This window comes from Microbispora sp. CA-102843, from assembly GCF_050936215.1.
In the GTDB taxonomy this organism is placed as follows: Bacteria; Actinomycetota; Actinomycetes; order Streptosporangiales; family Streptosporangiaceae; genus Microbispora.
The window spans coordinates 9,614,433-9,639,003 of sequence record NZ_JBNJNF010000001.1; the positions used below are offsets into that span (position 1 = coordinate 9,614,433).

Annotated in this window: 20 protein-coding genes; 9 read left to right on the top strand and 11 right to left on the bottom strand. The window is 72.9% G+C overall.

Annotated features, from left to right (window positions below; genetic code table 11):
• The first annotated feature begins 436 nt into the window (after positions 1–436).
• Both ACQEVJ_RS44970 and ACQEVJ_RS44975 read left to right on the top strand, forming a co-directional pair.
• On the top strand, positions 437–1,603 hold the full coding sequence (locus tag ACQEVJ_RS44970) for a hypothetical protein (protein ID WP_433111924.1): 1,167 nt from the start codon (positions 437–439) through the stop codon (positions 1,601–1,603).
• Positions 1,600–3,447: a BTAD domain-containing putative transcriptional regulator gene (locus ACQEVJ_RS44975; protein WP_433111927.1), complete on the top strand. Its 1,848-nt coding sequence runs from the start codon at positions 1,600–1,602 to the stop codon at positions 3,445–3,447. Before ACQEVJ_RS44970 ends, ACQEVJ_RS44975 begins: the two co-directional genes overlap by 4 nt.
• Here ACQEVJ_RS44975 and ACQEVJ_RS44980 read toward each other — a convergent pair.
• From ACQEVJ_RS44980 to ACQEVJ_RS45005, 6 genes are all read right to left on the bottom strand, one after another.
• Complete coding sequence (locus tag ACQEVJ_RS44980; protein ID WP_433111930.1) at positions 3,394–4,764, bottom strand: MFS transporter; 1,371 nt, start codon at positions 4,762–4,764, stop codon at positions 3,394–3,396. The genes ACQEVJ_RS44975 and ACQEVJ_RS44980 overlap by 54 nt on opposite strands.
• A gap of 101 nt (positions 4,765–4,865) precedes the next feature.
• A complete protein-coding gene (locus ACQEVJ_RS44985; RefSeq protein WP_433111933.1) occupies positions 4,866–6,062 on the bottom strand; it encodes a cytochrome P450 family protein in 1,197 nt (398 codons plus the stop codon).
• Positions 6,059–7,312, bottom strand: a complete 1,254-nt coding sequence (locus tag ACQEVJ_RS44990) for a glycosyltransferase (RefSeq protein WP_433111936.1) — start codon at positions 7,310–7,312, stop codon at positions 6,059–6,061. The genes ACQEVJ_RS44985 and ACQEVJ_RS44990 overlap by 4 nt, the downstream gene beginning before the upstream one ends.
• Positions 7,309–9,516 (bottom strand): prolyl oligopeptidase family serine peptidase, encoded by a 2,208-nt coding sequence (locus ACQEVJ_RS44995; protein ID WP_433111939.1) that lies wholly within the window; start codon positions 9,514–9,516, stop codon positions 7,309–7,311. Before ACQEVJ_RS44995 ends, ACQEVJ_RS44990 begins: the two co-directional genes overlap by 4 nt.
• Positions 9,517–9,531: 15 nt before the next feature.
• A complete protein-coding gene (locus ACQEVJ_RS45000) occupies positions 9,532–10,737 on the bottom strand; it encodes a radical SAM protein (protein WP_433111942.1) in 1,206 nt (401 codons plus the stop codon).
• A gap of 89 nt (positions 10,738–10,826) precedes the next feature.
• On the bottom strand, positions 10,827–10,952 hold the full coding sequence (locus tag ACQEVJ_RS45005; protein WP_433111945.1) for a hypothetical protein: 126 nt from the start codon (positions 10,950–10,952) through the stop codon (positions 10,827–10,829).
• 169 nt (positions 10,953–11,121) lie between these two features.
• Here ACQEVJ_RS45005 and ACQEVJ_RS45010 point away from each other — a divergent pair, with 169 nt between their 5' ends.
• From ACQEVJ_RS45010 to ACQEVJ_RS45035, 6 genes are all read left to right on the top strand, one after another.
• Positions 11,122–11,334 carry an aroma-sacti cluster domain-containing protein gene (locus ACQEVJ_RS45010; protein WP_433111947.1) on the top strand — a complete coding sequence of 71 codons (213 nt, stop codon included), beginning with the start codon at positions 11,122–11,124 and terminating at the stop codon, positions 11,332–11,334.
• Entirely contained in the window at positions 11,331–14,444 is a 3,114-nt protein-coding gene (locus ACQEVJ_RS45015; RefSeq protein ID WP_433111950.1) for an AAA family ATPase, read from the top strand. The genes ACQEVJ_RS45010 and ACQEVJ_RS45015 overlap by 4 nt, the downstream gene beginning before the upstream one ends.
• Positions 14,441–15,343, top strand: coding sequence for a S8 family serine peptidase (locus ACQEVJ_RS45020; protein WP_433111953.1), 903 nt, complete (start codon positions 14,441–14,443; stop codon positions 15,341–15,343). The genes ACQEVJ_RS45015 and ACQEVJ_RS45020 overlap by 4 nt, the downstream gene beginning before the upstream one ends.
• Positions 15,330–15,956, top strand: a complete 627-nt coding sequence (locus ACQEVJ_RS45025; RefSeq protein WP_433111956.1) for a GAF domain-containing protein — start codon at positions 15,330–15,332, stop codon at positions 15,954–15,956. The genes ACQEVJ_RS45020 and ACQEVJ_RS45025 overlap by 14 nt, the downstream gene beginning before the upstream one ends.
• Positions 15,957–16,394: 438 nt before the next feature.
• The gene (locus ACQEVJ_RS45030; RefSeq protein WP_433111959.1) at positions 16,395–18,125 is read left to right on the top strand and encodes a tryptophan halogenase family protein; all 1,731 of its coding nucleotides are present in this window, start codon (positions 16,395–16,397) and stop codon (positions 18,123–18,125) included.
• 123 nt (positions 18,126–18,248) lie between these two features.
• Positions 18,249–18,527 carry a DUF1540 domain-containing protein gene (locus tag ACQEVJ_RS45035; RefSeq protein ID WP_433111962.1) on the top strand — a complete coding sequence of 93 codons (279 nt, stop codon included), beginning with the start codon at positions 18,249–18,251 and terminating at the stop codon, positions 18,525–18,527.
• Here the strand turns inward: ACQEVJ_RS45035 and ACQEVJ_RS45040 are convergent.
• Entirely contained in the window at positions 18,508–18,777 is a 270-nt protein-coding gene (locus ACQEVJ_RS45040; protein WP_433111965.1) for a hypothetical protein, read from the bottom strand. The two genes, ACQEVJ_RS45035 and ACQEVJ_RS45040, sit on opposite strands and share 20 nt — an antisense overlap.
• A 114-nt stretch (positions 18,778–18,891) precedes the next feature.
• Between ACQEVJ_RS45040 and ACQEVJ_RS45045 the strand changes: the two genes are divergently transcribed.
• On the top strand, positions 18,892–19,269 hold the full coding sequence (locus ACQEVJ_RS45045; RefSeq protein WP_433111968.1) for a substrate-binding domain-containing protein: 378 nt from the start codon (positions 18,892–18,894) through the stop codon (positions 19,267–19,269).
• 34 nt (positions 19,270–19,303) lie between these two features.
• Here the strand turns inward: ACQEVJ_RS45045 and ACQEVJ_RS45050 are convergent, their stop codons facing one another.
• The 4 genes from ACQEVJ_RS45050 to ACQEVJ_RS45065 form a co-directional block, all read right to left on the bottom strand.
• Positions 19,304–21,085, bottom strand: coding sequence for an IucA/IucC family protein (locus ACQEVJ_RS45050; RefSeq protein ID WP_433111971.1), 1,782 nt, complete (start codon positions 21,083–21,085; stop codon positions 19,304–19,306).
• Entirely contained in the window at positions 21,082–21,654 is a 573-nt protein-coding gene (locus ACQEVJ_RS45055) for a GNAT family N-acetyltransferase (RefSeq protein WP_433111974.1), read from the bottom strand. The genes ACQEVJ_RS45050 and ACQEVJ_RS45055 overlap by 4 nt, the downstream gene beginning before the upstream one ends.
• 64 nt (positions 21,655–21,718) lie before the next feature.
• Entirely contained in the window at positions 21,719–23,029 is a 1,311-nt protein-coding gene (locus ACQEVJ_RS45060; protein WP_433111977.1) for a lysine N(6)-hydroxylase/L-ornithine N(5)-oxygenase family protein, read from the bottom strand.
• On the bottom strand, positions 23,016–24,521 hold the full coding sequence (locus tag ACQEVJ_RS45065; protein ID WP_433111980.1) for a pyridoxal phosphate-dependent decarboxylase family protein: 1,506 nt from the start codon (positions 24,519–24,521) through the stop codon (positions 23,016–23,018). The genes ACQEVJ_RS45060 and ACQEVJ_RS45065 overlap by 14 nt, the downstream gene beginning before the upstream one ends.
• Positions 24,522–24,571: the final 50 nt, after the last annotated feature.

Sequence of the window (24,571 nt, forward strand, 5' to 3'; positions counted from 1 at the left end):
TCGCCCGGCCTGTCCACGGTCCGCGCGACGGTCGCGAAGGGAGCGGGTTCCGCACGAGTGCATCCCAGTTTAGGTGCCGCGCTGGAATGAGCCACCGGCCGCCGTGGTCGTCGTGACCCGGGCGATTATCGATCAGCACGAGGGGTGCCCCTATTCAGGAATTGCTGCCGACCACAAATTACACACCGCGACAGAACAGCAGACAGGACTTCCGGAAGTCACCACTTTCCGGACATACATGTCCGGTGACCTGCTTGGACGCGCAACTCCCACATTTCACAATAAAACTATCGATTAACCACATTACGTTCTATTGACAGCAAACCCGGACCACCGTTGACTTGTGGGATATGGGCGTGATCAGGAAAACGATGCCGGTGGAGGCGCCACCGGCGCGAGGTGACGGATTCGGACCGAGCACGGCCGCGGTCACGCCTTGAGCGCCGCCGGCGTCCCGGGTCCGGCCGGGCCCGGCCGGTCGTGCGGCGGCCCTCACCTCACCGTCGACCTGCGCGGATCGCCCGGCTCGGTGTCGTGGCGGCTCCCGGAGACCGGGCCCGTCACGGACCCCGCACCCTGCGTCGTGCTGGCCGACCGTGCGGGCTGCGCCGAGTTCGCCGTCCTCCAGGACACCCTGCACCACCTCGGGGTGCCGAGCGTACGCGTCGACGCCGAGAGCGTGGCCTCGCTGCGGCTGACCGTCACGGTGACCGGCGAGGCCGAGCACGGCGGAGCCGCTGGAGGGAGAACGTGTGGGGTGCTCGACCTGGACGGCCGCCGCGTCGCCCCGACCGTCGTCTGGGCGCGTCACTTCTCCCCCCGGGCCATGCCCGCGACGGCGAGCGCCACGCAGACCCTCCTGCGGGCCGAGTCCTGGGACGCGTTCGTGCGCCAGCTCTGCTCGCTCGCGCCGGAGAGCCTGCCCGGGAATCGTCCCGGCCGCCTGGAGCAGCTGGCGGGCGCGGCGGCGGCCGGCATCCGCGTCCCCCGGACGGTCGTCACCACCGCCCCGGCGGAGGCCGCCGCCGCGATGCCGGGCCCCAGGGTCGTGGTCAAGGTCGTCGGGGAGCACTTCGTCGAGGCCTCGCCCGGGCTTCTGACCGGGGTGCTCCCCGAGATCGCGGCACGTGCGGAGGTCCTGCGCCGGCCCGCCCTCGACTATCCGGTCATCGTGCAGGAGCACGTCGAGCACGACGCCGAGCTGCGGGTCTACCACGTCGCCGGGGCCGTGCACGCGTACGCCGTCGGCAAGCGGGCCCCCGACTCGCCGTGGCGTGAGGAGGCCGAGGTGACGGTCACGCCGGTCGCCGCCCCGCCCGCGGTCGCCGACGCCGTACGCGGGCTGGCGAGCCTGTGGGGGTTGACCTACGGCGCCTTCGACCTGCTGCTCAGCGCGGGCGAGGTGGTGTTCCTCGAGGTCAACACCGACGGCGACTGGCGCTGGTTCGAGGCGAAGGCCGGGGGACGCGCGGTCTCCACGGCCGCCGCGCTCGCGATAAGGACGCTCCACCTGGCGGCCCTGGAGAACGCCGGACCTCCATCGCCGCTCGAACTCGTCGACTTCCTCCTGCTGGGCACTCGGACACTCGGCTCCGGCCGGTGACCGAGGTCGCCGCGCAGACCCGGACCAAGGAAAGCGCCATGGGTGACGTGAGCTCGCCGCGACTGCACTGCTCGATTCTCGGCTCGCTGGAGGTCCGCGTCGCGGGCCGCAGGGCCGTCATCGGCGCTCCGAAACAACGGCTCCTCCTGGCGATACTGCTGTGCCACGCGAACGCGGTCATCCCGTCGGACCAGCTGATCGACTCGTTGTGGGGCGAGACCCCGCCGCGTACGGCGCGCAAGAACCTGCAGGTCTACATGTCCGCGCTCCGCAAGATCGTGGGCGATCGGATCAGCTTCCAGGGGTGGGGCTACCGCATAAGCGCCGATCGCGAGGAGCTCGACCTGCTGCGCTTCCTGGAACTCGGCAGGTCGGGGCGCGCCGCCGTCCGGAGCGGAGACCTCGCCACCGCCGCCGCGCTGCTGGGCGACGCCGTCCGCATGTGGCGGGAACGGCCGCTTGAGGAGTTCTGCCATGTCCCGCTCGTGGCCGCCGAGGTGGGCCGCTTCACCGAACTCTTCCTGTCGATCTACGAGGACTGGGTCGAGCTGGAGATCGAGCTGGGCCGCCACGTCGAGGCCCTGGGCTCCCTCGACGTCGTCGCCGCGCGGTTCCCCGCCCGCGAGCGCGTCGCGGCGGCCAGGATGACCGCCCTGTCGCGATGCGGGCGGGCCGCCGAGGCCCTGGCGCACTTCGAGGGCCTGCGCCGGCACCTCGCCGCCGAGATGGGCATCGATCCCAGCCCGGTGATCAGGCAGCTCTACCAGGCCATCCTCCGCGGTGACGGGCCCCCGCCCGCGCGGCTCCCCGGCCTGGCCGCCGTCGCCCGCCCCCGGTCCGTACGCGCCCTGGCGAACCGGCTGCCCCGCGACATCGACGACTTCGTTGGCCGGGAGACGGAGGTGCACCACATCCTGGACGAGCCCGCACCCGTCACGGTGATCACGGGCGGGCTCGGCACCGGCAAGACCGCCCTCGCCGTGCACGTCGCGCACATGCTGGCCCCCCGCTATCCGGACGGCGCCGTGGTGATCCCGCTGCGGCGCCACGGCGTCCCCAGGACGGCCGCGGACGTCCAGCGGGAGATCCTGGAGGACGTGGGGCTGGAGGTCGCCGGCGTGCGCGAGGACGACGTGCTGGCCTCCGTCTGGCGGTCGTGGCTCGCCGACCGCAAGGTCCTGCTGGTGCTCGACGACTCGCCGGACGAGTCGAGCGTCCGCATGCTGCTTCCCGGCACCACGTCGAGCAGGGTCCTGGTGACGAGCCGGAGCAGGCTCAGCGGGCTGGAGTCGGTGGCCAGGATCGGGCTCGAAGACCTGTCCACGAGTGAGGGCGTCGAGTTCCTGAGCCGGTCGATCGGCCGCGACCGGGTGGCCGGGGATCTGCCCGCCGTCCTCCGGATCTTCCGCAGGTGCGGGTTGTCGCCCCTGGTCCTGCGTCTACTCGGGTGCCGCCTCGCCGGGCTGCGGCACCTGCCGCTCGGCCTGCTGGCCGATCGGCTGGAACGGATCGAGAACGTGCTGGACGAGTTCGTCGCGGGGGACGTGTCGCTGCGCCGGCGGTTCGAGGAGTCCTACGCCCACCCGTCGTGGCCGCACCGCGCCGCGTTCCTCGCCCTGGGCGCGCTCGACGGCCCTGTCTTCGGGCACGAGGAGCTCGTCGCGGCGCTGGACGGCACCGAAGGGCCGGGCGAGCGGGTCATCGAGTCCCTGCTGGAGGCCGGCATCCTGTCGATTCCGCAGATCGAGACCGACGCCGAGGTGGTCGCCCACTCCTTGTCGTACGCGATGTCACCGCTCGCCCACCGATTCGCGGCCGAGCTCCGCGGGGACCGTCCCCACTGACTCCTGGGCCGCTGCCGAATCTCCGGGAGCGGAGTCCGTGGCGGCGGTGCCGGGCTCGGGGGTGCCGGGCTCGGGGGTGCCGGGCGCCGCCACCTCGAGGCCACGCAGCGCGGGGCTGATCGAGGCCAGCGCGCAGCCCGCCGCCAGCAGGCCGCCCACGGCCACCAAAGCGCCGGCTCCGCCGACGTACTGCGCCAGCAGTCCGCCGAGCAACGGCCCGACCGGGGTCAGGCCCATGCTCGCCATGGTGAACAGTGAGACCAGCCGGCCCATCATGGCGTCCGGCACGAGCCTGGCGACCAGGACACGCAGGACCACGTTGAGAGCCGGCACCGCGACCATCGCAAGGAAGAGCGGGACCACCGGCCAGTACGGGCCGAACGGCAGGGCGGTCGCACAGACGGCCAGCGCGAAGAACCCCACCACGGCCAGCATGAGCTTCCCGGGCGGCAGCAGGCGCCCGATCCTGGCCGACAGGGTCGCCCCGAGCAGGCCGCCGAGGCCGAGGCCGGCCAGCACGATGCCGGTCGCGGCCGGGTCGCCGCCGCGTGCCTCGACCATGACGATGACGGGCAGCAGCAGCGCGTTCGCGACGAGGTTGGCGACCAGGGAGAACGCCAGCCCGGCGCGCAGGCCGCGCTGGCGCCACAGCCAGCCCGCCGCCTCCATGACGTCGGCCCGTATCCCGGTCTGGCGCCGCTCCTCCGTCTCCGCCGTCTCCGCCGGCCGGCGCGGCACCCGCGCGAGCACGACGCACACCAGCGAGACCAGGTAGCTGAGCGCGTCCACGGCGAAGGGGAACGCCCGGCCCAGGCCGAACAGGAAGCCGCCGAGCGGCGGCCCGGCGAGGGAGGCCGCGTGCCCGCGCGCCTCCTCCTGGGCGTACGCCTCCGGAAGCTGCTCTGGAGCCACGACGGCGCGGATCGCGGCGGCCCTTGCGGGGCTGAAGAAGGAGTCGGCGGCGCCGTTGACCACCGCGACCACCACGATCTGCCACAGTGCCACCCGGCCGGCCAGGATGGCGACGGTGAGCGCGGCCAGGGTGAGGAACCGGACCGCCTCGGCGGCGATCACGATCCGCCGCCGGTCCCACCGGTCCACCCACGCCCCGGCGGGCAGGGAGATCAGGAGGTTGGTGGTGATCCGGCAGGCGCTGACCAACCCGGCCAGCGCGGCAGAACCGGTGACGGTCAGGATCAGCAGCGGGAAGGCCACCCAGGTGAGCGTCGTTCCCAGTTCCGATGCCGCCGCCCCGATCCAGAGCATCTGGAACCGGAAGTTACGGCGCAGCGGCGGTAGTTCGCTTCGCTCGGTCATGCCAATGCCACCTCGTCGATAGGTGCTCTGAGCGTCCCAACCGGCGGTTGGCGTGCAGTAGGGACGCGGTATGGGGCCGGTATGCGCCCGGCGGGCGGACGTCAGCCGTGCAGGCGGACGGGCAGCTCGGCCAGGCCCCTGTTGAGGTGGTTACCTCGCCAGGCCAGCCCGTCCGGCGCGACCACGGGTGTGATGCGGGGGTAGCGCGTGAGTATCGCGCGCAGCGCCACGGTCAGCTCCATCCTGGCCAGCGCGGATCCCAGGCAGAAATGCGTGCCCAGGCCGAACGTCAGGTGCCTCGTGGCCGTGGCGCGGCCGAGGTCGAGCACGTCGGGATCGGCGTGCCGGGCGGGGTCCCGGTTGGCCGCGGCGATCGACAGCAGGACCCGGCCGCCCGCGGGGATGACCGTGCCGCCGACGAGCACGTCCTCGGATGCCGTCCGCATCGTGCCGAAGGGCCCCGGGGTCTGGAAGCGCAGCAGTTCCTCGACGGCGTGCGGCAGCGTGCCCGGGCCCGCGCGTAGCGCGGCGAGCAACTCGGGCCGGGCGAGCAGCGCGGCCATCGACATGCCGATCATCTGGGCGGTGCTCTCGTAGCCGGCGAGCAGCAGCGTCGCGCAGAGCGAGACCACCTCGTCCCGGCCGACCGCGCCGCCGGGCTCCCACGCCGCGACGACGGCCGAGATCACGTCATCGCCGGGCTCCGCCCGCCGAGGTCCTGCGCGCCGCGCCACCTGCTCCCGGAAATAGGCGTCGAGCCGGTCGAGGTTCGCCTGGACCCGGTCCCGGTCGCGGATCGGCCGGGCGAAGACGGACTCCGCGCACACGTACAGCCACGGCCGGTCGGCGGCGGGGACGCCGAGCAGCGCGCACATCGACTGGAAGGAGAAGGCGTGGGCGAACCGCATGAGATCGGCCGGGTCGTCCCGCCCTGCGGCGTCGAGCAGCTCGGCGGCAGCCGTCTCGACCGCAGGCCGGTACGCCTCGACGCGGGCCGGGGTGAGCCAGGGCGCGGCGAGCCGGCGGAGCCTGGTGTGGTGCGGCGGGTCGTGCCCCACCAGCGTGATGTCCAGCGCCCGGCGCGTCGGCGGGTAGGGATCGGTCCGCCCGCCCCGCATCGACAGGCGGGGATCCAGGAAGGCGTCCCGGACGTCCTCGTCCCGGGTGATCATCCACACCGGCCTGCCCGCGGGCGTCGTGACCCGCGCCACCGGGCAGCCCTCGCGGAACGGCGCGAGGCGTGAGTACGGATCGGCGGGGAACCCGGGGTCGAATGGCGTCGGCGAAACCGTCGTCACGTGCGTGCCTCCATCCGCTCCGCCGTGCGGAACCTCTCGCTGTGCTCTTCGTGGCCGATCTCGGGCGCCATGAGCGTTTCCGCGGTGCAGGACGGTGCCTGTCCGGCCGCCGCGACCACGTGGCCGGCGGCCAGGGCGGGGCCGTCCCACCGATTCAGCCCGGCGCCCAGCCGCCGTACGCGCTCGTGCAACGCGCCGTCGTCGCGCGCCGCCGCCAGCGCCGCGGCGCCCGAGCCCGGCTCGTCGCCGCCGGGGAACCGGACCGCCACCCCGGCCCGTACGCACGCCTCCGCGAGCAGCGGCTGCTCCGACCCGGCGGGCGCGACGGCGAGCGGCCTGCCGTGCCGCAGCGCGGCCAGCACCGGAGACGTGGTGCCGTTCGTGAGCACCAGCGCGGCCCGCTCGACCAGCGGCCCCATCCAGGGTTCGCGCACCACGAGGACGTCGGCGCCGGCGGCGGGGCTCGGGTCGCCGCTACGAGCCCGCTCCACGAGCGCCTGGAACGGGCCCCCGGTGAACGCCTCGTTCAGCGCGGGCCACAGGCTCCACCCACCGAACTGCCGGCCAAGGTGCACGTAGACGACCGGCTTGCCCACCCCGGCCAGGTGGCGGTCGATCCGGTCCAGCTCGCCGGGGTCGGCCGCGGGCTCCCAGGGGCACGGCCCGACGTGCCGCACCCCCTCCGGCAGAACGGCGCCAGAACATTCCAGCGCGGGATGCCCGCGCAGCAGCAGGCCGGAGCCGATCAGCGGGCGGTCGGGCCGCGGGTCACGGCGCGGCGGAAGACCGACGCGCTCGCGCAGCCCCCGATAGTGGCGCAGCAGCTCGCGCAGGCGCCACTCGCGCCGCACCACGTGCTGCGGCTCGCCCTCGCCGCCCGCGGCGTACGGCCACAGGTGCGCGGCGAAGCCGAGCACCACGACCGGCAGGTCGAGCGTCTCCGCCGCGAGCAGCGCGCCGTGCCCGAGGACCGAGGTGACCAGCACGTCGGCCCGCGACTCGCGGGCGGCGTGCCGCACCGCCCGATACTGCGCCTCACCGCCGTGGGTCCAGCGGCCCACGGAGAAGCCGCCCGTCCCCTCGTATCCGGCCGCGTCCAGCGCCGCCAGCCCCGCGGCGCCCGCCGGGCGGGCGGCGCCCGACCTGCCGAGGACGAGCACGCGATGCCCCCCGCGGCGCAGTTCGAGCCCCACCGCCACCGCGGGATAGAGGTAACCGGGGTCGCTGAACGGGCACAGCAGGACGTTCACGTCGGCGGATCCAGGCCGAGGTGGGCGGCGAGGAAGGCGATGACGTCGGCCAGCAGCGCCGCCTTCCGGGACGCCGCCCTGGCGCCGTGGCCGACGTCGCGCTCCAGCCGGTACAGCACCGGGCCCGGCCCGGCCGACGCGTGCTGGAGCATCGCGCACATCTTGCGAGAGTGGCACGGATCCACCCGGGTGTCGCCGCCCGCGACCGCGAAGAGCACGGGCGGGTATCGCACGCCCGGCCGGACCGCGTGGTAGGGCGAGTAGGCGAGCAGCGCCCGGAACTCGTCGGGATCCCCCACGCTGCCGTACTCGGCCCGCCAGCTCGATCCCATGCCCAGGCGCTCGTAGGCGAGCATGTCCAGCAGCGGCGCGACGCAGACGACGGCGGCGTACTTCTCCGGGTGCTGGGTGAGCGCCGCGCCGGTCAGCAGGCCCCCGTTCGACTCGCCCATGATCCCCAGCAGGTCGGGGCCGGTCCAGCCCTGCGCGAACAGGTGACCGGCGGCGGCGTCGAAGTCGTCGAAGACCCGCTGCTTGCGCACTCCCGTGCCGGCCTGGTGCCACTCGTCGCCCTCCTCCCCGCCGCCGCGCAGGCAGGCGACGGCGAAGACGCCGCCCGCCCGCACCCAGGCCAGTGCCTGCGGCATGTATCCGGGGGACATGGGCACCCCGAACCCGCCGTACCCGGTCAGGATCGCCGGGCGCGGCCGGTCGGGCTCGCCGGGGGAATTCAGGGCGGGAGACAGGACGAACATGCGGACCTGCGTGCCGTCGTGCGAGGTGAAGGTGGTGTGGGTGGTGGTCACCCCGGAAAGTCCGGAAGGCTCCCCAAGGACGTCCTGCCCGGGCTGGTCCGGCTCGGTGGTGCCCGTACGGGCGTCGTACCGGAGCACGAGCGGCGGGGTGGTGTGGTCGCAGTACGTGAACCAGGCCACGTGCCCGGCTTCGGGCCGCACGGAGAACGGGCCGGCCTCCCCACTCCCCGGCAGGGGCACGCTTCCCAGCTCGCGGCCGTCGGTCAGGTCGTGCACGGTGATCTCGGACACCGCGTGCCTCGTCCAGCGCACCAGGGCGAGCGGGCGCGGCAGCTCGGGGCCGGTCAGCGGCACGAAATCCGCCAGCACGGCGTCTGGCCGCTCGGCGACGAGGGTCCGCCACGTCTCCGGGCCGGGGTCGGCGGCGCTCGTCACGACGACCCGGCCCCGCGGCGCCTCGTGGCCGGTGCGCAGCCACAACGGGTCGCCGGGCCCCGCGTCGGGGGCGATCCGCAGCGCGCCTCGGGCGGGCAGGCCCACCTGGACGGGTCGCAGCGCCGGGCTCTCCGGCGGGCCGCAGGACAGGTCCGCCAGCCACAGATCGGTGGCCGGATCGGTCCCGACCGTCGCGGTCACCGTCAGCCAGCGGCCGTCCGGGGTGACCGCGACCGTGTAGAAGGAAGTCTTCTCCCGGCCGTCGCCGAAGACCACGACGTCGCCGGCCGGGTCGGACCCGACGCGGTGGAGCTGGACACGCCGGTGGTACCGCTCCTCGCCGGGGTTCAGCTCCGGGGGCAGCCGCCGCACGTAGTAGAACGCCCGGCCTCCGGGCAGCCAGGCGACCGGCGAGCGCCGCACCCGGTCCACCGGCCCGTCCACCACCGCCCCGGTCGCCACGTCGAGCACGCGCAGGAGCGACTCCTCGGTGCCGCCGGTGGAGAGCTGGTAGGCGAGGAGGTCTCCTTCGACCGACGGGTGCCACGCCTCCAGGACCGTACGGCCGTTCGGGTCGAGCGCCGCCGGGTCGACGAGCGGACGGGTCACGCCATCCTCCGACACCATCAGCCTGGGCTGGTCCTCGCCCGGCTCCCTGCGGGTGAAGAAGATCCGGTTCCCGCGCGGGCGGGGCGGGGACGACAGCGGCACCCGGCTGAGACGGACCAGCTCCGCGTGCCACCTTGGCAGGTGCCGCCAGCCGGCCCGCTCGCGCCGGAACAGCGCCTCCTGGGCGGCGGTCCACGCGAGGGTCCGCTCGTCGCGGGGATCCTCCAGCACCCGGTAGGGGTCGGCGACGACCAGGCCGTGGAACACGTCGGCCGAATCCGAGCGGGGCGCCTCCGGATAGCGCGCGGCCGTTTTCGCCCCGTCACGGCCGGCCGGGTCCGTCGCGGGCGCCGGCTCGGCCTCGTGCACCGCACGCCTCACGGCGGTCGCGTCAGGATGGTCCACGACGGTCCTCCCGCGTCATGCCGTGCCGGACCCGAGCCGCCCGGTGGCGCTCAGATAGTCGAGGAGCGCGGCGTCCACGTCGTCCTGGAACCTCGTCAGCTCGGACAGATCCCCGGCGTACTGGTAGGACTCCTCGCAGGAGATCCACCTGCCCGCGGTCCTGTCGGCCGGCAGGTAGCCGTCCCTGACCGTGCCGACCTGCCAGTCCGGCTTCCCCGCCGTCTCCCAGCAGCTGGACAGCGTGCCGTCGGCGTTCACCACCGCGCCGTACCTGCCGTCGCGGTACGAGCACGCCTGGCAGGGCGTGTGCGCGCGGGGGCGGGGCACCGCGAAGCCGAGTTCGAGCGCGCGGCGCTGCCAGCGGTTGAAGCGGGCCGCCATGTCCTCGGAGAAGATCAGATCGTTGTCGTAGCCGACGCCCACGTCGCCGACCCTGGCGAAGTAGAGCGAGCAGCGCGACGGGTCGAGGTCCCGCCCGAGCCGTTCGACCAGCGTGTCGATCCTCGCGTAGTTGTGGTGGGAGACGTTGACGCGGATGTCGCACCTGATCGGCGTGGCCGCCGTCATCGCGGCCATGGCGGCGACGATGTCGTCGAAGGTGCCGCCGCCCACGCGCCGCACCCGGATGCGGTCGTGGTCGGCCCGGTCGCCGTCGAACGTCACCTGCACGTCCCGCAGGCCGAGGCCGGCCAGTCGCCGGGCGAGCGGGACGGTCATCAGCGTGCCGTTGGAGGTCATGCTCGCCCAGCGCAACCCGAGAGCGCCGGCCCGCTCCAGCAGTTCCACACACGCCCGAGGGTTCAGCAGCGGCTCGCCGCCGAAGAGCATGAGCACCAGGCTGTCCAGGCCCGCCTCCGCCTGACGGCGGCGGGTGAAGCCGAGAATGAGGTCGATGGTGGCGGACGTGAGCCGGGAGTAGGCGATCCGCGGCGGCCGGCTCCCGCCGGCGGCGTCCTGCGCGGTGTTCTGGAAGCAGTAGGCGCAGCCGAGATTGCAGTTGGTGCTTGTCAGCACCGTGAGCGAGTAGCTGCGGTAGGCGGGCGGGCTGAACAGGCCCCGCTCGCGCAGCACGCGCTCCGCCTCGGGGCGCAGCTCGCGCGCCGGGGTGAGGTGGTGCGTCTTCAGACGGGCTATTCCACCGGGACCCAGAAACCACCAGCCGCGCTCCCCTCCGATCACGCGCGGCCGCGCCTCGGGTCCCCGGTGCTGACCTTTGTTCATCGGATCTCCGCGTCAATACGAGAGCTGTGCCGGGGAGGTTCCCGGTCTCCGCCCGGAGACCGGGGGAAGACCGGGAACCGGGGTGGAGGTCAGTTGGCCTTCTCCTGGTGCACGCCGCACCAGGGGGTCTCCTCGCCCTCCTCGTCCGAGTGGGCGACGACCTCGGGGGCCTCGGTCTCCTCGGGCTCGGGCAGGTTCTCGTTCTGTTCGGTCATGGCACGCTCCTCGGGGTGTCGTGGCCAGTGCGATCCAAACGGTAGGAGCGGCCAGTTCAGGGCCAGTATGGCGACGGCATGGCGTCGCCATACTGGCCCTGAACCCTCCGTCTCTACCGTGATGTACGCCCACGTGGCCGACAGGTCCCGCACGACCAGGAGGTGGCCGATGAACAGCCGCGAGGTTCAGGGCGGGCCGGCGCCGTTCGACCCGTTGACGGCCCTGCGCGATGCGGGCCACCCGGTGGATCTGCTCAACGAGCGGCAGCGACAGGTGTTCGCCGAGCTGAGCAGGCCGGAGGTCGAACTGCTCAACTCGATCAAGACCCGCCTGGACGCGGCGGCCGGCGAGGTCGAGGGACAGGAGCTCAAGCTCGTATGAGCGCTGGGGCGGCCCGCCCTGCGCGCCGGAACGTCGTCGTCGTCTTCATCGACCTGGTCGGCTCGACCGAGCTCGCAGAACGGCTCGACCCCGAGCTCCTCCGGGACGTCCTCGACCGCTACTACCAGGCGTGCACCTCCGGCATCGAGGAGCACGGCGGCGTGGTGGAGAAGTACATCGGGGATGCGATCATGGCCGCCTTCGGCATCCTCGCCGGCCGCGAGGACGACGCGCTCCGGGCGGTCCGCGCGGCGCACGCCGCGCGGCAGCGGGTGCGGGAGCTGAGCGACGGCCTGGCCCCCACCCACGGCATCCGGCTCGACGTGCACTGCGGCGTGAGCGCCGGGGAGGCGGTGGTCATCGCCACTCCGGGAGCGGACCTGCGCGTCATCGGGGACACCGTCAACACCGCCGCCCGCCTGCAGTCGGCCGCGGGCGTCGGCGAGATCCTCGTCGGGGACGAGGTCGCGCGCATGGTGCGCGCCCAGGCGCGCCTCGAGCCCGTGCCACCGCTCACGTTGAAGGGCAAGAGCCACCCCGTACGGGCCTGGCGGGTGACCTCCCTTGAGCCGGACACCGGGCACGACGACGACCAGATCCCGCTCATCGGCCGCGCCACAGAGATCGGGAGTCTCCGCACGGCGTACCGCGAGGCGGTGCGGGACCGCCGGTGCCGGGTGGTGACCGTGCTCGGCGTGCCGGGGATCGGCAAGTCCCGGCTCGTGCGCGACTTCGTCCACGAGCTGCCCGCCGAGGTCACCGTGATCAGCGGCCGGTGCCGCTCGTACGGCGTGGGGATCACCTATCGCCCCATCGTGGAGATGGTCGAGTCCCTCGGCGACGACTGGCGGGACATCCAGCCGTCGCTGGAGGCGTCGAGCGGCTCCACCCTGCGCGGCCTGGCGACCGCCGACGCCTCACGCGCGCCGCGCACCGGGGAGGACGCGGGCGTCGAGGAGATCTCGCGGGCGGTGCGCGCGCTGTTCGAGGCGCTGGCCCGGCGCGGGCCGCTGGTGGCGGTCTGGGAGGACCTGCACTGGGCCGAGCCGACCCTGCTCGACCTGATCGACGACCTCGCGGCGTGGCTCGCCGACGTGCCCGTCCTGGTCGTACGGGTGGCCAGGCCCGAGCTGCTGGAGGCACGGCCCGCCTGGGGGGACGGCGCGGAGCGTGCCGTCGCGTTCGAGCTGGGAGCGCTCGACGCCGCGCAGATGGAACGGCTGGTCGCCGAGCTGGCCGCGAACCGGCTGCCGGAGGCCGAGATGGAGGCCGATGTGGAGGCCGAGGTGGTCGCCCACGACATGGCCGCCGGCCAGGCCCTGTGCCTGCGGGTCGCGCAGAGCTCCGACGGCAACCCGCTGTTCGCCGAGCTGCTGCTGGAGACGCTGGCCGAGGAGGGGGAGGACGCCCCGCTGCCGCCCACCATCCAGGCGCTGCTCGGCGCGCGCCTGGACCGGCTCGACGAGGGGGAGCGCGACGTGCTCGAACGCGCCGCGACGATCGGCCACGGCTTCACCCGCGACCAGCTCGACGTCCTCTGCGCGGCAGAACCGCAGGCCCGGCTCGACGTCGACGAGCTGCTCGGGCGCCTGATCCGCACGCGCATGATCCGGCGCGGGGACGCTCCGGGGTCGTTCCACTTCGCCCAGACGCTGACCCGGGACACGGTCTACGCCATGACCCGCAAGGACCTGCGGGCCACCTGGCATCTGGCCCTCGCCGACCGGATCGCCGTCCGGGCCGGCGCCGCCGCCTCTTCCCCCGCCGTCTCGTCCCGTGCCGGCGAGGAGGGCTCGCACGGCGACCTGGCCCACCACCTGGAGACCGCCTGCCTGCTCAAACGCGAGGTGCGGCCGGACGACCCGCTGCTGCCGGCGCTCACCGAGCGGGCCGCCCACGCCCTCGTCGGCGAGGGCACCCAGGCGCTGCACCGCAAGGACCTGCCCGCCGCCATCGCCCTGCTTGAGCGGGGACGCGACCTGCTGCCGGTCGGCCACACCGAGCACCGGGTGCTGGCGGTGCGCATCTGCGACGCCGGGCTCGCCCGCGGCGAGGCCGACCGGCCGTACGACGCGCTGGACGTGGCCGAGCGGATGCTGCCGGACGACCGGCGCAACCGGCTCATCTGCTCCATCCAGCGCGAGACGCTGGCGACGCGCTTCGGCACCCGCCCCGCGTCGGCCGAGCCGTTCCGCGACCTGCTGGCCGCCGACCCCGGCGACGACCTCGGGTGGTGCCGTTTCCACCATCTGGAGGCGCTGGTGCGCATCGGCGAGGGCCGGTTCGGGGCGGCCGAGGAGGCGCTGCGCGACGCCCTGGCCCGGGCCCGCTCCCTCGGCGACAGATATGAGGAGAACCGCCTGCTCAGCGGGCTCTGCGAGCTGGCGCAGTGGTCCCCCACGCCGCTGGCCGAGGGGCTGAGCCTGTGCGTCGGGGTGTCGGCCAGGTTCCGCGCCGACCGGGCGATACTCCTGCCCGTCCTGGTCACCGAGGCGCGGCTGCTCGCGCTGGCCGGCTACGTCACCGCCGCCAGGGCCGTCCTCGACAAAGCCGACCGGCACGCCGGCGACCTTCACCTCGACCTCGCGGCGACCGCGGTCCTCCAGGTGCGCGGACTGGTGGAGTCGCTCGTCGACCGGCACGCCGAGGCGGAGGCGCTGTTCCGCAGGGCGGCGGCCGACCTCCACCGGGCGGGCCAGTCCGAGCCGGCCAGGACGCTGGAGCTCTACGCGGCGCGCGAGCTGCTCAGGCAGGGGCGTCACCCCGAGGCCGCGCGGGAGCTGGACCGGCTGCGGGCCGCGGGCGGACGGCTGCAGGCCCGCGGCGAGCTGACCCTTCTCGCGCTGAGCGCCCGGGTCGCGTCCCTCGACGGCGACCACGGCGCGGCGGGCGCCGTCGCCGCTCTCGCGGAGGAGCTGCTGGCCCGCACCGACGACCCCTGCCTGCGCGGGGACGTCCTGGCCGACCTGGCGGAGGTGCACCGCGCGGCCGGGCGCACCGGCGCGGCGGCCCGGGCCGCCGCCCGCGCGCTGCGCGACTACGCGGCCAAGGGAGCGGAGCTGCCCGCCCGGCGGGTACGCCGGTGGATCGAGGAGGAGAGGCGACCTTGACGCAGCCCCCATGGCGCCGGGAGCGGCGTGACCACTTCCCCGGGGTGCCGGCCTGGAGCCTGGCGACCTCCCGGCTGGCCCCGGAGGAGTTCGGCGTGAGCCGCCTTGAGGACGTCACCAGGGAATGGGCATGGGGTGGTGACGGCGCGGGTGGTGATTGCGCGGGTGATGACGGCGGGGCGGGCGTGCGTGTCTGCGTGCTCGACACCGGCGTGGACGCCTCCCATCCGCGGGTCGGCGGCCTGGAACGTTCGCTGGTGGTCGCCGGCGACGGCCCGGACCTGACGGTCGCCGACTGCGACCCGGCCGACCCCGTGGGGCACGGGACCGCCTGCGCCGGCGTGATCCGCTCGATCGCCCCGGCCGTCTCACTGACCTCGGTGCGGGTGCTGACCGACGGGCGCTCCGGCAGCGGCGCCGCCCTGCTGGCCGGGCTGCGCTGGGCCGTCGAGGAGGGGTTCGACCTCGTCAACCTCAGCCTGTCCACCACCAGGAGCCAGTATCTGCCCGAGCTGCACGAGCTGGCCGACCGGGCGTACTTCCGGCGCTGCCTGCTGGTGGCCTCGGCCCACAACATGCCGGTGGTCAGCTTCCCCTGGACCTTCTCCTCGGTCATCTCCGTGGCCAGCCACGACGAACCCGACCCGATGACCTACTACTACAACCCCGCGCCGCCGGCCGAGTTCCTTGCCCGGGGCGTCCGGGTCCCGGTGGCCTGGCGCGGGGGCAGGGAGATCCGCAGCACCGGGAACAGCTTCGCCGCGCCGCACATCACCGGGATCTGCGCGCTCATCCTGAGCAGGCACCGGTGGATGACCCCCTTCCAGCTCAAGTCCGTGCTCTACCTGGCCGCCAGCAACGTCGTCGCATCCAAGGGAGGCGCGCATGTCCGTGCATGAACGGCGCTCCGACAGCGAAATCACCGAGCGCAGGCTGCTGCAGTCCACCGTCGAGGTCGCCCGGCACGTGTTCGCCTCGGCCGCGGCGTCGGTCTTCCTGGTCGACCAGGAGACCGGCGAGCTGGTCTTCGAGGCCGTGTCGGGCGAGGGGGAGCAGCACCTGATCGGGACGCGCTTCCCGCCCGGCACGGGCATCGCGGGCTGGGTCGCGGCGAGCGGCCAGCCGATGATCGCCGACGAGGTGACCGCGGTGCCGCAGTTCGCCCACGACGCCGCCGAGTCCACCGGGTACGTCCCCCGCAGCATCATGGCGGCGCCGGTCATCCGGCAGGAGACCTGCATCGGTGTGCTGGAGGTGCTCGACAGGTCGTCGGACTGGCGGGGGGACCTCGCCGACGTGGACCTCCTCGCGATGCTCGCCGCCCAGGCCGCGTACGGCCTGGAGCTTCTGCTGCGGCTGCGGCGGGCCGAGGCGGCGCTCTCCGCCGCACCCGGTGCCGACGACGTCCACGTGCTGCTGCAGCGGATCTCCGACCGGGTGCCGCGAGGCGGCGGGGCCGCCGACCCGACCGCCCTCAAGCTCCTCGCCGTGGCGGAGGAGCTGTTGCACTAGACCCCTCCCGCGGCACTGGACCGGCTACGACGCGCTTCGATGAGAGTGCTGCTGGGCAGCGACTGCTATCAAGGCGCCACCGCCGCGCTGCGCAAGCGCCTCGCCCAGATCGAACCGCAGCAGGCCGGCGCCGCCGAGACCGACGCGGACTCATGAGCGTCACCGTGGGGGCAACAGGCTCACCGCGTGCACGCCGGCTTGACCAAGGGGAGCACCACACCGACAGCTGCGGTGTGCGACGGGCGGCCGGACGGAGCCTGTCCACCAGGTGACCGCGGCACCGCTCCCACGCGGGTGAACGAACCCGCGCCCGCACCCCTGGTCCGATGTCTCTCCCGCCAAGGCGAAATCGGTTCCATACCGCCGCTGAACCGAATCCGAACTCGTGGAACTTAACGTGCCAACCGACTGACCCCGACGGCGGATTGGAGCCCTGCCATGCCGAGGAGTCCCCGCGACGCCGCCAGCACGCTGACCGAGATGCTGGAGGAGCTGACCGCCCCGATGAGCGAGGACGAGCGAGCGCTGGTCCGCGGCTGGCTGAGCGGACCGGACGGGACCGCGAACCGCGGGCTCACCACCGGCCGGGAACGCGCGGCCGCGGCGTTCACCCGGCCCCGCGACGACGACCCCCGCGCGGTGCGCACGGTCGGGGTCATCGGCGGCGGCACGGCCGGTTACCTCACCGCGCTCGCCCTGCAGGCGAAGCGGCCCTGGCTGGAGGTCACCCTGGTCGAGTCCTCCACCGTGCCGATCATCGGAGTGGGCGAGGCCACGGTGCCGCTGATGGTGACCTTCCTCCACCACTACCTCGGCATCGACCCGCTGGAGCTCTACCGGGAGGTCCAGCCGACGTGGAAGCTGGGCATCAGGTTCGACTGGGGACCCAACCCCGACGGCTTCATGGCGCCGTTCGACTGGGCCGCCAACTCCGTGGGCGTGCTCGGCTCCCTGGCCGAGCAGGGGGACATCAACGCCTTCACCCTGCAGTCGCTGCTCATGAAGTCGGATCGCACCCCCGTGTTCGGCCCGGACGACGCGCCGATCTCGCTCATGAAGTATCTGGCGTTCGCCTATCACCTCGACAACGAGCGGTTCGTACGGTTCCTCACGTCGCTGGCCCGCTCGCGGGGCGTCGGGCACATCGATGCCAAGATCGCCGACGTCGTGCTGGGCGGGCACGAGTGGGTCGACCACCTGCTCACCACCGACGGCCGCCGCCTGTCGTTCGACTTCTACGTCGACTGCTCCGGCTTCCGCTCGCTGATGCTCGGCAAGGCCATGGAGACGCCCTTCCACAGCTACGCCGACAGCCTGTTCACCGACTCCGCGGTGACCGGCAACACCGAGCACGGCGGTCATCTCAAGCCGTACACGACCGCGACCACGATGGACGCGGGCTGGTGCTGGACCATTCCCACGAGGGAGAGCGACCACCACGGGTACGTGTACTCCTCGGCCGCGATGAGCGACGAGGACGCCGCCGCCGAGCTCGCCCGCCGGTTCCCCGGCATCACCCCGCCGCGCCAGGTGCGGTTCCGGGTCGGGCGGCACGACCTCGCCTGGCGAGGCAACATGATGGCGATCGGCAACTCCTACGGCTTCGTCGAGCCCCTGGAGTCCAGCGGGCTGCTGATGATCACGCAGGGCATCCTGGCGCTGGTGACCTCGCTCCCGGCGTCCTGGTCCGACCCGGTCGGCCGAGATGTGGTGAACGCCGTCCTGGGCAAGAAGTGGGACGAGATCCGATGGTTCCTGTCGGTCCACTACCGCTTCAACACCCGGCGTGACACGCCCTTCTGGCGCGAGGCGCGCACCCGTACGGATGTGTCCGGGCTGCAGCCCCTGCTCGACGTGTACGCCGCGGGCGCGCCGCTGCGCATGCGCGACACGCTGACGCGCAGATATCTGGAGCTCACCGCCCCGACGTTCTACGGGCTGGAGGGCATCGACTGCGTCCTGCTCGGCCAGGCGGTGCCGACCCGGCTGCTGCCCTCCTCCGAGCCGATCGAGCGGTGGCGGGCGCGCAAGGCGGCGGCCGACGCGCTCGTGGCGCGGTCGCTGCCGCAGCGGGAGGCGCTGGCGCTGTTCGACGCCGAGCCGCGGCTCCACGAGGAGTTGCTGAAGGACCGGGACAGCTGGGTGACGCGGTCGGCCGCCACGCTCTGATCCCTCCCCCCTGGCGTGCCTTGGCCGAGTCTGGGACCGCGGCGGAGATTGCCGACCTGGTCGAAGGCGGTATGAGCCAGGACGAAAGCCACGATCGTCAGGGGGGAACAGCCGCTTATGGAGATGCCCGTAGTCAACCGTTGCGAGGCCACCTCGTGCGCGTACAACCGCGACGGCATGTGCCACGCCACCGCCATCACGGTCGGGGACGCGTCACACGCGCACTGCGACACGTTCTTCACCGCGCCCACCCGGGGCGGCGACCAGGAGACCGTGGGCCGGGTGGGCGCCTGCAAGATGTCCGACTGCAGACACAACGTGGCGCTGGAATGCCAGGCGCCCGGCATCGACATCGGCTACTCCCAGGACGAGGCCGACTGCCTCACGTACGCCCCGGCGTAGGCCCGCCGGCGAGCAGGCCAAGGCTGCGGGCGAGCTGTTCGGCCTTCTTCAGCACGTCGTCCTGCCACGAGGTGAGCGGGTGCTGCGGAGAGGAGGCCCACACCTCGTCGAAGGGGTCTCCGACGCCGGTCTCGTGCCCCGAGAGGGTCTCCAACACGGCCAGGCCGCAGAACGGAACGTACACAGGGGAGTAGCCGCCCTCGTGGGACATGACGAGGCGGCCCTCGCAGACCTCCTCGGCGATGTCCATCAACTGCCGGGTCAGCGCGCGGTAAGACGTATCCGGTGGTCGTGACTCCTCCGCTCCCTGGAAGGGAGCTGCTTCTCGCTAAGCCGCTTCCGCAGCGTCCCTAGAGGCGTCGCGGTGGACGCCTCGCCCGAGACGCTCGACGCGGTCGTGCGCGACCTGATGGCCTCCCGTCCCGACCTCGACGCCCTCGTCTGCGCCCGGGACGGCAGCGCCCTGCGCGCGCTCGGCACGCTGCGGTCGCTGGGACGGCGGGTCGGTGAGGAGCTGCTGCTCGCGTCGTGCGTGGCGAGCCAGAGCCTGGAGATGTGCGACCCGCCGATCACCGCCGTCGACCTGCGCCCGCGCGCCTACGGCGCGAGCGCCGCCGAACTGCTCGCGGAGATCCTGGCGGCGGACGCGGCCGACGACGAGCCCATCACGCGAGTGCACCCGGCCGAGCTACGGATTCACGCCTCGACCGGCTCCGAACCCACCGGACCCGCTCGTCCATGACGGAGTCACCGCCCCCTCGCAGCGTGCGCGGACCTCAGGCCGTAATGGCGAAACGGGCGATGGGGTTGACCAGCTCGCCGGCCATCTGCAGCGCGGCCGACGGGTCGGCCAGGTCCACCATCTGCCGGTTGTTACGCAGCTGCAGGCGGTTGAGGCACGACAGGGCGAACGTCTCGGCGAACAGGTCGTAGCGCCGGAACCGGTCCGCGAGGTGCGGGACCGACCGCCGGTAGGCCGCCGCGCAGTCGGCGACGGTCCGCCAGAAGGCGTCCTCGTCCAGCACGCCGTCCGTGGCGAGCACCGCGTTGAGGAAGCGCAGGAAGCAGTCGAAGACGTCGGTGAAGATCGACAGCAGCCGGTGTTCCTCGGGCACCTCGGCGCGGATCCGCCGGACCTCGGGCGGCAGGTCCGCGTCCGGGTCCATCACCACGATCTCCTCGGCGATGTCCTTGAAGATCACCCGTTCCACCGCGCCGCCGTTCAGGACCAGGATGACGTTCTCGCCATGTGGCATGAACGCCAGGTCGTACGCGTAGAAGGCGTGCAGCAGCGGGACGAGGTACGCGTCGAGGTAGCGCCGCAGCCACACCTCGGGAGCGAGGCCCGACTGCTCGATCAGCGCCGCCGCGAACGACCGCCCCTCGCTGTCGGTATGCAGCAGGGCGGCCATGGTGGCCAGGCGCCGGCCCGGCTCCAGACCCGCGACCGGGCTCTCCCGCCAGAGCGCCGCCAGCATCTTCCGGTAGGGCGAGTAGCGGTCGGTGGCCGCCTCGTAGAGGCGGTTGCGGTAGCCGACGGCGGCCCGCTCACGGATGATCGTCAGACCGGTCGCGCGGAGGACCTCGTCGTCCCTGATCAGGTCGGCGAGCCAGTCGTTGATCGCCGGGGTGCCCTCCATGTACGCCGCGGACAGGCCCCGCATGAAGCCCATGTTCAGCACGGAGATGGCCGTCTTGACGTAGTGCCTGGCCGGCGCGGTCGCGTTGAAGAACGTGCGGACCGACTGCTGGGCGAGGTGCTCGTCGTCGCCGGGGCCCAGGCAGACCAGCCGCCGCTCGGCGACCTCCGCCGCGAACGTCACCGAGATCCGGTTCCACCACTGCCAGGGGTGCACCGGCACGAGCAGGTAGTCGGCCATGTCGAGCCCCAGGTCGGCCAGCGTGCCCGTGAAGCGGGCCAGGACCTCCTCGCCCAGTTCCTCGCGCATGAGCCGTTCGTAGTCGATGTCGCGCGAGCAGGAGAACGTGGTGTGGGCGCGGTGGGCGGCCAGCCAGATCAGCCGTACGGGCGCGGCCGCCTCGGGGGCGTACCTGTGGTGGTCGTCGATCCCGTAGCCGATCCGGCCGCTGTTGGCCACGAAGCACGGATGGCCCTCGGTCATCGCGGCCTCGATCTCCTGGAAGCCTGCCTTCGCCAACTCTGCCGCGCCGACGGGCCGCCGGCTCAGCTTGTACGCGAGGCTCGCCAACGTGGAGGTGATCTCCTCCAGGTAGACCGGGAGGATCTCGTCGCTCAGCCCGAGCGGGCCGCGCATCTCGGTGACGAACTCCAGCGCGTCCAGCGGCAGGGTCTCGCCGGAGAGCCGGTGGCGGGTGACCTCGCCGATGTGCCAGTGGTCGAGGGACATCACCGTGGCGGTGAAGCGATACTCCACCCTGCCGTCATCGGCGCGCACGGCGTACAGGTCGTCGCCGAGCGGGCGCGGGGTGAACAGCCGCTCGTGGGCGAACTCGGCGAGCGCCTTGCGCACCAGCCGCCGGTTGGCCTTCTCCCAGGTGGCGGGGGTGAGATGGGAGACCACGTCGATGGGATTCACGCCGTCGCCTCCCCGGTCGCCGCGAGGAACCGCTCCCGGGTGCAGACGCTCAGCAGGGCGTCCTTCTCGGGCTTGGCGACCGGGCCGGCGACCTCGAAGCCGACGGCCGCGTTGAGCGTGTGCACCGCCGTGTTGCGCACGTCGGGCTCGACCACCACCCGCCGGGTCGCGGGATCGGCGAACAGCAGCTCCATGACCGTCGTGATCACGGCCAGGGTGAAGCCGTGGATCGGGGTCTCGGCGGGCGCGCACAGGAAGTGCATGCCGACGTCGCCCTCCTCGGCGTCGTAGAGGCCCGCCAGCTCGACCCGGGCGGGGTCGTAGCGCTCGGCCAGGAAGGCCGGGCGGCCGTTCACCAGCCCGAGGAACGCGTCGCGGTGCGGGTGTTCGACGATCTCTCGGTACTCCTTCTCCACGCGGGCGACGTCGGCGTCCTGCATCATCCAGAACACGGCCTTGGGGTGGGTGACCCACGCGTGCACGGCTGGCGCGTCGGCCTCCGGGTCGAGCCGGCGTACGGCGAGCTCGCCGACCCGGTCGTCCGTGCGACGGAAGAGGATCTCGTTCATGCCACCCCCTCGCCTGACGGCTCGGGGTCGCATGGAATCGCACTGTGCCTACCGATTCGCTCGCTCATGCGACCACGCCCTCGGGCGCCCCGAACTCCTGGAAGGCGATGGCCTTCTCGATGGGGTAGTGCTCCCGGCCCAGGATCTGGCTGATGATCCACGAGTTGCGGTAGGGGCCCATCCCGAGGTCGGGGGAGGTGACGCTGTGGGCGTGGGTGGCGCCGTTCTGCACGAAGATCCCCCGGCCGGTGACGTCGACGCTGTAGTTCCTGGCCACGTCGAACCGGCCGTGCCGGTCCCACCGGATCCGGTCGCGTACGGGGGAGAGGAAGGCGGGCGGCTCGTAACGGTAGCCGGTGGCCAGCACGAGTCCCTGGGTGACGAGCGTGAAGTCGCGCTCCTGCTCCACGTGGCGCAGCCCGAGCGTGTACTCGCCCCGGTCGGCGTCGTAGGCCGCCTCGCGCAGCTCGGTGCAGGTCAGCAGCCGGGTCGGGATCGGGCCGCCGACGGTCTTGGCGTACAGCACGTCGAAGATCTCGTTGATCAGCGCCGCGTCGATGCCCTTGAAGAGGCCCTTCTGCTCGGCTTCCAGGCGATAGCGGGTGTCCTCCGGGAGCGCGTGGAAGTAGTCCACATACTCGGGGGAGGTCATCTCCAGGGTCAGCTTGGTGTATTCCAGCGGGAAGAACCGCGGGGACCTGGTCACCCAGTTCAGCCGGTAGCCCCGCGTGTCGATGTCGGCCAGCAGGTCGCGGTAGATCTCCGCGGCGCTCTGCCCGCTGCCGACGACGGTGATGCTCTCCTTCTCCTGCAGCGCGGCCTTGGCGTCGAGATAGCCGGCGTTGTGGACGAGGTCGCCGCCGAGGCCGCGGCAGGCCTCCGGCACGTACGGCGGGGTGCCGGTGCCGAGCACGAGGTGCGGGGCCCGGTGCTCAATCTCACGGTGCTCGGTCTCCTCACCGCCGTCGGTGACCGCGCGTACGACGTAGTGGCCGTCGGCCTCGTCGTACGTCACCGAGGTCACCCGATGGCCGAAGCGGACGCTCCGCAGCCGCCCGGCGGCCCACCGGCAGTACGCGTCGTATTCGGCGCGGAGCTGGTAGAAGCTCTCGCGGATGTAGAAGGGGTACAGCCTGCCGGTCTCCTTCAGGTAGTTCAGGAAGGAGTACGGCGAGGTCGGGTCGGCCAGCGTGACGAGGTCGGCGATGAACGGCGTCTGCAGCGTCACGGAGTCGAGCATCATCCCGGGGTGCCAGGCGAAGCCGGGCCTCGCCTCCAGGAACACGCCGTCGAGCTCGGCGACGGGCTCGGCGAGGCAGGCCAGGCCCAGGTTGAACGGCCCCAGCCCGATCGCGACGAAGTCATGAGTGGACATGCGTTACCTCCGAGTGGTCGGCGAGCGGGGCGAGGTCGTCCACGTACCGCTGGGCGTGTCCGGCGAGGAGGTCGAGGACGTGCGCGACGTCGTCCATCGTGGTCTCCGGGTTGAGCAGGGTGAACTTCAGGTAGTGGCGGCCGTCGACCTTGGTCCCCGCGACGACGGCCTCTCCGGAGGCGGCCAGGGCCTCGCGGGCGTACAGGTTCGCGTCGTCGGCGAGCTTGCGGCCCGGGCCCTCGTGCCGCAGGTAGTCCGGCGGCAGGTAGCGGAAGACCAGGGTGCTCAGCGGCGACCGCGTGACGACCTCGAAACGCGGGTCCTCAGCGACCAGGGCGTGCGCCTCGGCCGCGCGGTCCACCACCTCGTCGAACAGCTCGCCGACCGCGTCCGGGCCCATCACCCGCAGCGTCAGCCAGAGCTTGAGCGCGTCGAAGCGGCGGGTGGTCTGCAGGCTCTTGTCCACCTGGTTGGGGATCCCCCGCTCGGCCATCCGCAGGGGGTTGAGGTAGTCGGCGTGGTGGGCCGCGTGCCGCAGCACCGCGCCGTCGCGCACCAGAACGGCGCTCGAGCTGACCGGCTGGAAGAAGGACTTGTGGAAGTCGACGGTGACCGAGTCGGCCCGCTCGATCCCGTCGAGCAGATGCCGCCGCCTGCGGGAGACCAGCAGGCCGCAGCCGTACGCCGCGTCCACGTGCAGCCACACCCCCGCCCGCGCGCACAGATCGGCGATCTCCGGCAGGGGGTCGATCGAGCCGAAGTCGGTGGTGCCGGCGGTGGCCACCACGGCCATGACCACCAGCCCGTCGCGGCGGCAGCGGTCGAGTTCGCGGGCGAGCGCGGCCGGCCGCATCCGCCGCTGCGTGTCGGTCTCCACGGTGACGACGGCGTCCGGCCCGAGGCCGAGCAGGTTCGCCGCCTTGCGCACGCTGAAGTGCCCGGCCTCGGACGTGATCACGCGCAGCCGCGACGGAGCGGCGCCGGCCTCCTCGCGGGCGAGCAGCAGGGCGTGGAGGTTCGACTGGGTGCCGCCGCTGGTGAAGACACCGTCGGAGGCGGGGCCGAAGCCGATCCGGCCGGCCGTCCACTCGATCAGGCGGCGCTCGATCAGGGTGCCGCCCGCGCTCTGGTCCCACGTGTCGAGCGAGGAGTTCACGGCCGACAACACCGCCTCTCCCAGCAGCGCGGGGATCACCACCGGGCAGTTGAGGTGCGCCAGGTAGCGGGGGTGGTGGAAGTAGACGGCGTCGCGCAGGTAGACCCTTTCGAGCTCGTCGAGGGCGGCGGCGTGGTCGTGCAGCGGCCGTTCGAGGTCGATCGCGGCGATCTCCGGCGCGAGCCGTTCCGGCGACACGCCGCTGAACGGCCGGTCGGCGCGCCGAATCCGGTCCGCCACCCGCTCGGTCCCCGCGGCCATCGCCCGCCGGTACCCCTCCACCGTGCGGTCGTTGAACAGGTACGGCCGCGCGGCCCCGGCATGGGGAAAGGTCATCGTCATCCTTACCGTTAGAAGTTAGGTTAGGCAAACCTAACTTGTGGGTA